An 8,082-nucleotide genomic window follows, 5' to 3' on the forward strand; every position below is an offset into this window, starting at 1 on the left:
CTCGTCGATCAGTCCGCGAACGGAGTCGAAAATCCCGGGGTCGGCCACGGCGGACCCGATCAGCGGATGTTGTTGTCGTGCCCGTGGCTGCTGCCGTGCGCGCCCTGCGTGGGTGCCGGGATCGACTTCTGCATCTGCACGAGGAACTCGACGTTCGACTGCGTCTCTTTCAGCTTGCCGAGCACGACCTCGAGGGCCTGCTGCGGGTCGAGACCCGCGAGCGCACGACGCAGCTTCCACGTGATCTTGACCTCGTCGGCCGAGAGCAGCATCTCTTCACGACGCGTGGAGGATGCGTTCACATCGACCGCCGGGAAGATGCGCTTGTCGGCGAGCTGACGGCTCAGGCGCAGTTCGCTGTTGCCCGTTCCCTTGAACTCTTCGAAGATGACCTCGTCCATCTTGGACCCGGTCTCGACGAGCGCGGTCGCGAGGATCGTGAGCGATCCGCCGTTCTCGATGTTGCGCGCGGCGCCGAAGAAGCGCTTGGGCGGATACAGAGCCGAAGCATCCACGCCACCGCTCAGCACGCGACCCGAGGTCGGCGCCGAGATGTTGTAGGCACGGCCGAGACGCGTGATCGAGTCGAGCAGCACGACGACGTCGTGACCGAGCTCGACGAGACGTTTGGCGCGCTCGATGGCGAGTTCGGCAACCGTCGTGTGGTCTTCGGCGGGGCGGTCGAACGTCGAGGCGATGACCTCGCCGCGAACCGTCCGCTGCATGTCGGTGACCTCTTCCGGACGCTCGTCGACGAGAACGACCATGAGGTGAACCTCGGGGTTGTTCGTCGCGATCGCGTTGGCGATCTGCTGCAGCACGATCGTCTTGCCCGCCTTGGGGGGCGCGACGATGAGACCGCGCTGACCCTTGCCGATGGGCGCGACGAGATCGATGATCCGCTGCGTCAGCTTCTCGGGTGCCGTCTCGAGACGCAGGCGGTCCTGCGGGTAGAGCGGCGTGAGCTTGCCGAATTCGACACGGGTCGCGGCGTCTTCGACCGACAGGCCGTTGATCGCGTCGACCTTGACGAGGGCGTTGTACTTCTGACGCCCCTGGTGCTCGCCCTCGCGGGGCTGCTTGATCGCACCGACGACCGCGTCACCCTTGCGCAGGTTGTACTTCTTGACCTGGCCGAGCGAGACGTAGACGTCGCTCGGGCCGGGCAGGTAGCCGGACGTGCGCACGAACGCGTAGTTGTCGAGGACGTCGAGGATGCCGGCGATCGGGATGAGAACGTCATCGTCGCCGATCTCGGTCTCGAACTCGTCCATGGGCGTGCCGGGTGAACGCTTGGTGCGACCGCGGCCGCGGCCACGACCGCCCTGGCCGTTGTCGTCGTCGTCCACGGGGCCGTTGTTCTGGGCCTGCGCGTTCTGACCACGCTGGTTCTGGTTGCCCTGGTTCTGGTTGCCCTGGGCATTCTGGCCGCGCTGGTTCTGGTTGCCCTGGGCATTCTGGCCGCCCTGGTTCTGGTTGCCCTGGGCGCTGTTCTGACCGCCCTGGTTCTGGTCGCCCTTGGCCTGACGGCCCTGGTTCTGGTTCGGGTTGCCCTGGTTCTGCTGGCCACCCTGGTCGCCCGAAGCGGCGGTGCCGTCCTGGCCATCCTGTGCGTCACGGCCACCGCGGCTGCGATTGCGGTTGCGGTTACGGCTCCGACGGCTGCCCGTCTGCTCGCCACCGTCGGCATCGTTCTGGCCGCCATCGGTCTGGCCACCGTCGTTCTGGCCGCCGTCGTTCTGAGCGGTGTCGTTCTGGGCGCTCTCGGTGGACGACGCGGATGCCTCGGCACCCTCGGCATCCGATCCCGCGGCTGCGGAATCGGCCGACGGCGCGACCGCCGGAGCCTCGTCGGTCGACGGGGTTGCGGTGGCCTCGGGCGCGTCGGCAACGGGGGCCGAGGCATCCGTCGTCGACAGCGCGGCGGCCGTGAGGGCCGCAGAAACCTGCGCCTCGACGTCGGCGTCCAGTGCCGACTGCGAGGTCTTCAGCGTGTGGCCGAGCTCTGCGGCCACGGCGATGACGCGCTTGGCGTCCACACCGAAATCGGCCGCGAGTTCGCGCACGCGCCGACGGTTCGAGACGCGCGCCGGCTTCGCAGCGCGCGAACGCTTCGAGGTGGGCGCCTCGTCCGGAGCGGATGCGTCGGCTTCGGCCGAACCCTGCTCGGGCGCCGCCTCGGCGGGCGCGCCATCCTGAGGCGCTGCGTCCTGAGGAGCTGCGTCCTGGGGCGCGGCGTCCTGGGTCGCGGCGTCCTGAGGCGCTGCCTCAGTGGTCTGTGCGCCCTCGGGCGCGGTGTCACCGGTCTGCTCACCCTGAATGGGGGTGGCGCCGGTCTGGATCTCGGAGATTGACTCCACGAGTACTCCCTTGCACGTGTGAATGAACACGACTGCATGCGATGTCGCCGCGGCGGACACCCGCCCACGCCGAAAGAATGGAGAAAGATTCGGGGGGCATGCAGTGCTTCGCAGATTGCGATCGGAGGCCAGATTCACGCGGCCGAAAACGGCTGTGTGGCACCCTCCGTGTGTTCCCTCACTGTAGCACCTTTGAAGTCGACGGCCAGCATGAGGGCCTCCCACGCGGTGTCGGCCACGCGCGCCACGACGTCGGCCGCCTCGAGGCGTCGCCCCGGTCCGTCCGCAAGGACGAGGACGCTCGGACCCGCCCCCGAGACGACCGCGGCGAATCCGGCGAGACGCAGGGCCCGCACGATCCGCAGCGTCTCGGGCATGGCTTCGGCGCGGTAGTCCTGGTGCAGACGATCCTCGGTCGCGGCGAGCAGCAGCTCGGGGCTCTGGGTCAGCGCGGCGATGAGCAGGGCCGACCGCGAGACGTTGAAGACCGCATCCTCGCGCGGTACGTTCAGCGGCTGCAGGCTGCGAGCAAGGGACGTGGACATCGTGAAGCCCGGGACGAACACCAGGGGTGCGACACCGCGGTGCACCAGCAGCTTTTTGTGCTGCGGTCCATCCGGCGCGATCCACGCGATCGTCAGGCCGCCGAAAAGCGCGGGCGCGACGTTGTCGGGGTGGCCCTCGAGCTCGGTGGCGAGCCGGAGCAGGTCGTCGTCAGAAACGTCGACCCGTCCCTCCAGAAGCGAACGGGCGATGACGAGTCCGGAGACGACGGCGGCACCGGACGACCCCATACCGCGACCGTGCGGGATCGTGTTGTGTGCTTCGAGCCGCAGGCCCGGCATCTGCTGCCCGAACGCGTCGAACGCGTACTGGATCGAGCGGACCACCAGATTTGAGGCATCCCGCGCGACGTCTTCCGCGCCCTCGCCCTCGACGAGGACCTCGAGGCCGGGCTCGGGCAGCACGTTCTCAGGAAGTACGGTCACCACGATCTCGTCGTAGACGCTCAGCGCCAGCCCGAGTGTGTCGAATCCGGGGCCGAGGTTCGCGCTCGTCGCGGGAACACGCACCACGAAGGTCCGCGGGGCTGCATCGGTAGCCCGAAGGGCTGTGTTCACGCGGTTGCCCCACTCACGCGACGGGCTCGGCGACGAGGTCGAGCACGGAAGCGACTTCGGATGTCTCGGCATCGACCACGATCGGCTCCACCTGCGAGCCGTCAGCGCGACGAAGCGCCCACTGGGGGTCCTTGAGTCCGTGACCGGTGACCGTGAGCACGACGCGCGCGCCCTTCGGGATCACACCGGCCTCGACCCGGTCGAGCAGACCCGCGACGCTGATCGCCGAGGCGGGCTCGACGAAGATGCCGACCTCGCCCGAGAGCAACTTCTGGGCTGCGAGGATGCGGTCGTCGTCGATCGCGCCGAACCATCCGTCGCTCGCCTCGCGCGCCTCGAGTGCCAGCTCCCACGAGGCGGGGTTGCCGATGCGGATCGCGCTCGCGATGGTCTCGGGGTGGCGGACGACCTCACCGCGCACGAGCGGGGCGCTGCCCGCGGCCTGGAACCCGAACATGCGGGGCAGGCGCGTCGCGACACCGCGGTCGACCTCTTCGCGATAGCCGCGCGAGTAGGCCGTGTAGTTGCCGGCGTTGCCGACCGGGATGAGGTGGAAGTCCGGAGCGTCGCCGAGCTGCTCGACGACCTCGTAGGCGGCCGTCTTCTGACCCTCGATGCGGTCGGGGTTGACCGAGTTGACCAGGTGCACGGGATAGTTGTCGGCGAGCTCGCGCGCGATCTCGAGGCAGTCGTCGAAGTTTCCGCGGATCTGGATGAGCTTGCCGTTGTGCGCGACGGCCTGGCTGAGCTTGCCCATGGCGATCTTGCCCTCGGGCACCAGCACGGCCGCGGTGATGCCGGCGTGCGCGGCGTAGGCCGCAGCCGAGGCCGAGGTGTTACCTGTCGACGCGCAGATGACGGCCTTCGCCCCGTGCTCGACGGCTCGAGAGAGCGCGACGGTCATGCCGCGGTCCTTGAAGGATCCCGTCGGGTTCATGCCCTCGAACTTGACCCAGACATCCGTGCCCGTCATGCGCGAGAGTGCCGGAGCGGGCAGCAGCGGCGTGCCGCCTTCACCCAGGGTGACGACGGTCGACGCGTCAGTGACGCCCAGACGATCGGCGTATTCGCGGAGGACTCCGCGCCAGAGGTGTGCCATATCAGTCTCCTTCTACCCGCAGAACCGAAACCACGCGCTCGACGACGCCGCTGGCGGCGAGTCGGGCGACGGTGTCGCTGAGGTCCTGCTCGAGTGCCTTGTGTGTGCCGATCACGATGCGTGCGATGCCGGGGCCACCATCCGGGTCCGCGACGACCGTCTGCTCGACGGTCGCGATGGAGACCCGTCCCTCGCTGAGGATCCCGGCGACGGTGGCGAGCACGCCCGTCTCGTCGCTGACCTCGAGCGTGATCTGGTACCGCGTCGTGACGCGGCCGATCGGCAGGATGGGCAGGTTGGCGCGGGTGGACTCCCCCACCCCGACGCCGCCGGCGATGTGGTGGCGCGCTGCCGAGACGACATCGCCGAGAACGGCGGATGCTGTCTGCACTCCCCCGGCGCCCGCGCCGTAGAACATGAGGCTTCCTGCGGCTTCCGCCTCGACGAACACCGCGTTGTTGGCGCCGTGGACGCTCGCGAGCGGGTGCGTGCGGGGCACGAGTGCCGGGTAGACACGCACCGAGATCGCCTCAGCGGGTCCGGCGCCCGAGGCATCCTCGATCCGTTCGCATACGGCGAGGAGTTTGACGACGTATCCGGCGTGCCGCGCGGATTCGATCAGCGCGGCATCGACCGAGGTGATGCCCTCGCGGTGCACGGTGTCGAGCGGAACGCTGGTGTGGAACGCGAGGCTCGCGAGGATCGCGGCCTTCTGCGCGGCGTCGTACCCCTCGACGTCAGCCGTCGGATCGGCCTCGGCATAACCCAGGCGCTGCGCGTCGGCGAGAACCTCGGCGAAGTCTGCGCCCTCGGTGTCCATGCGATCGAGGATGTAGTTCGTGGTGCCGTTCACGATGCCCATGATGCGGCGCACGCGGTCACCCGCGAGGGAGTCGCGGAGCGGGCGAATGATGGGGATCGCGCCCGCGGCGGCGGCCTCGTAATAGACGGATGCTCCGACCTGGTCCGCCGCATCGTAGATCTCGGCGCCGTGGGTTGCGAGCAGCGCCTTGTTGGCCGTGACGACGTCCGCACCGGACGAGAGGGCGTGCAGGATCGACGTGCGGGCGGGCTCGAGCCCACCCATCAGCTCGATGACGATGTCCGAGCCGACGATCAGCGACTCGGCATCCGTTGTGAAGAGCTCGCGCGGCAGGTCCACGTCGCGCGGGGCGTCGACATCGCGCACGGCGATGCCGGCCAGCTCGAGGCGCGCACCGGCCCGGTCGGCCAGTTCATCGCCGTGGCGCAGCAGCAACCCGGCGACCTGCGAGCCCACGGCTCCGGCGCCGAGCAGCGCAACGCGCAGGGTGCGGTAGTCGGTCATCGGTCTCCCCTCCGACCCGCAAGCCCGGCGTCGCGGGAGAGTAGGTCGTCGATCGTCTCGCCGCGCACGATCACGCGCGACGCTCCGTTCCGGACGGCCACGATCGGCGGTCTCGGAACATGGTTGTAGTTGCTCGCGAGCGCGTAGCAGTAGGCCCCGGTCGCCGGCACGGCGAGCAGGTCGCCGGGTGCGACATCCGCGGGCAGGTATTCGGCGTCGACGACGATGTCGCCCGATTCGCAGTGCTTGCCGACGACGCGCACGAGGGCGGGCTCTGCCGTGCTGGTGCGGTCGGCGATGCGGGCCGAGAACTGCGCATCGTAGAGCGCGGGGCGCGGGTTGTCGCTCATGCCCCCGTCCACGCTCACGTAGCGACGCGTGGCCGATGCCGTGGAGCCGGCGGTGTCGGATGTCTCGACCGAGACATCCTTCGTCGTCCCGACCTCGTACAGCGTGACGCCCGCGGTACCCACGACGCTCCGGCCCGGCTCGAACGCGAGGGCCGGGATCGGGACGCCGAGCTTGTGGGCCTCGCTCGCGACGACCGACACGATGCCCTCGGAGAGCTCGCCGATCGGGGTCGGCTCGTCGGCCGAGGTATACGCGATGCCGAATCCCCCGCCGAGGTTGAGGACCGGGAGCGGCCCGCCCGGGAGGTCGGCAAGCACGCCGAGCAGGCGGGCCGCGGAGGCCCGGAAGCCGTCGGTGCCGAAGATCTGCGAACCGATGTGGCAGTGCAGCCCGACGAGGTTCAGTCCGGGCGTCGCGCGCACCCGGGCGACGAGCTCGGGGGCGAGTTCGAGGCCGAAGCCGAACTTCTGGTCTTCGTGCGAGGTCGCGAGGAAGTGGTGGGTCTCGGCGTGTACGCCCGTGTTCACGCGCAAGAGAACGTCTTGAGGGGCGCTCTCATTGCCGATGCGCTCAACGATGGCGGCGAGGCGGTCGAGCTCCCACACGCTGTCGATCACGATCGATCCGATGCCGACCTCGACCGCACGCTCGAGTTCGCCGACCGACTTGTTGTTGCCGTGGAACCCGAGCTGGGCAGCAGGCACACCGGCGGCGAGGGCGACCTCAAGCTCACCGCGCGTGCAGACGTCGACCCTCAGACCCTCTTCCATGACCCAGCGTGCGACCTCGCTCGACAGGAACGCCTTGCCGGCGTAGTACACGCGTGCCGTCGTGCCATGGCGCGCCGCCGCATCCTCGAAAGCCTCACGCGTGCGGCGAGCGCGAGCGCGCACCTCGTCCTCGTCGAGTACGAGCACCGGGGTGCCGTACTGCGCCGCGAGGTCGCGGACGGCGACGCCACCGAGTTCGAGCTGGCCGTCGTCCCGTCGATGCGCGGCGGCGGGCCACACATGCGGGGCCAGCGCATTCGCGTCGGCGGGCGGCACGAGCCATCCGGGGGCGAGCGGCGAGGCGACGGACACGAGCAGACCAATCGGGTGGATACGGCAAGGGATCAGCCGCGGGAAGCAGCGGGTGCCCGGGCGGAGGTTCTCACGCAGGGCGACGCTTGCAGTCTAGCCGCCAGCCCGCGCCGCTCCGTTTTCACCGCCGTCGGCGACGACGTCCCGCAACGGGGCGACATCCGGGCCGTCGGCCGATGCGAGGCGGTCCCGCCACCCCCGCCGGGTCGACTCATCGACGAACGCGGCGGCGACGCTGTCCTCGGCCATCCGATGCATGAGCCGATCGTCGAAGCCAAGATCCTCGCGGAGCACCTCTGCCTCTCTCGAAAGCATCGAACCCGTCTGGCGGGGGTTGTCATCGCCCAGCACGACACGGACACCGGCGCGCGCGAACCGGGCGGCTGGGTGGTCGTCGAGAGAGTCCACCGCCCCCGTGTACAGGTTCGATGTCGGGCAGACCTCGATGGCGATACCCCGCTCGACGAACCAGTCCATGAGCCCGGGTTCGCGAGCGATCCGTGCGCCGTGCCCGATGCGCGTCGCGCCGAGCAGTTCGACGGCTTCGACCGCCGCCCGTCCGGGCGCCGCCTCCGCGGCGTGACATGTCAGCCCGAGCCCGGCACTCCCGGCGATCGCGAACGCGTCGACATACCGTTCCAGCTCGGGAAACCTCTTCTCGTCGCCCGCCAGGTCGAAGCCCACGACGCCGCGGCCCGCGGCCCGCGCGGCCGCCCGTGCCACCGCCTCATTCGCCTCGGTC

General features: G+C 69.6%; 6 protein-coding genes. All 6 read right to left on the reverse strand.

Going from position 1 to position 8,082, the window contains the following annotated elements; translation table 11 throughout:
* Window positions 1-59: 59 nt before the first annotated feature.
* Complete coding sequence (gene rho, locus MIC448_RS09645) at window positions 60-2,360, reverse strand: transcription termination factor Rho (protein ID WP_036298845.1); 2,301 nt, start codon at window positions 2,358-2,360, stop codon at window positions 60-62.
* Between the two features lie 134 nt (window positions 2,361-2,494).
* Window positions 2,495-3,481: a homoserine kinase gene (gene thrB, locus MIC448_RS09650; protein WP_036298836.1), complete on the reverse strand. Its 987-nt coding sequence runs from the start codon at window positions 3,479-3,481 to the stop codon at window positions 2,495-2,497.
* Between the two features lie 13 nt (window positions 3,482-3,494).
* The gene (gene thrC / locus MIC448_RS09655; RefSeq protein WP_036298838.1) at window positions 3,495-4,580 is read right to left on the reverse strand and encodes a threonine synthase; all 1,086 of its coding nucleotides are present in this window, start codon (window positions 4,578-4,580) and stop codon (window positions 3,495-3,497) included.
* A 1-nt stretch (window position 4,581) separates the two neighbouring features.
* A complete protein-coding gene (locus MIC448_RS09660) occupies window positions 4,582-5,907 on the reverse strand; it encodes a homoserine dehydrogenase (protein WP_036298840.1) in 1,326 nt (441 codons plus the stop codon).
* A complete protein-coding gene (gene lysA, locus MIC448_RS09665) occupies window positions 5,904-7,340 on the reverse strand; it encodes a diaminopimelate decarboxylase (RefSeq protein WP_036298842.1) in 1,437 nt (478 codons plus the stop codon). Before lysA ends, MIC448_RS09660 begins: the two co-directional genes overlap by 4 nt.
* Window positions 7,341-7,433: 93 nt before the next feature.
* The coding region (locus tag MIC448_RS09670) for an adenosine deaminase (protein ID WP_373457226.1) at window positions 7,434-8,082 on the reverse strand (649 nt) is incomplete at its 5' end.

Source organism: Microbacterium sp. C448, from assembly GCF_000582705.2.
Taxonomy (GTDB): domain Bacteria; phylum Actinomycetota; class Actinomycetes; order Actinomycetales; family Microbacteriaceae; genus Microbacterium; species Microbacterium lacus_A.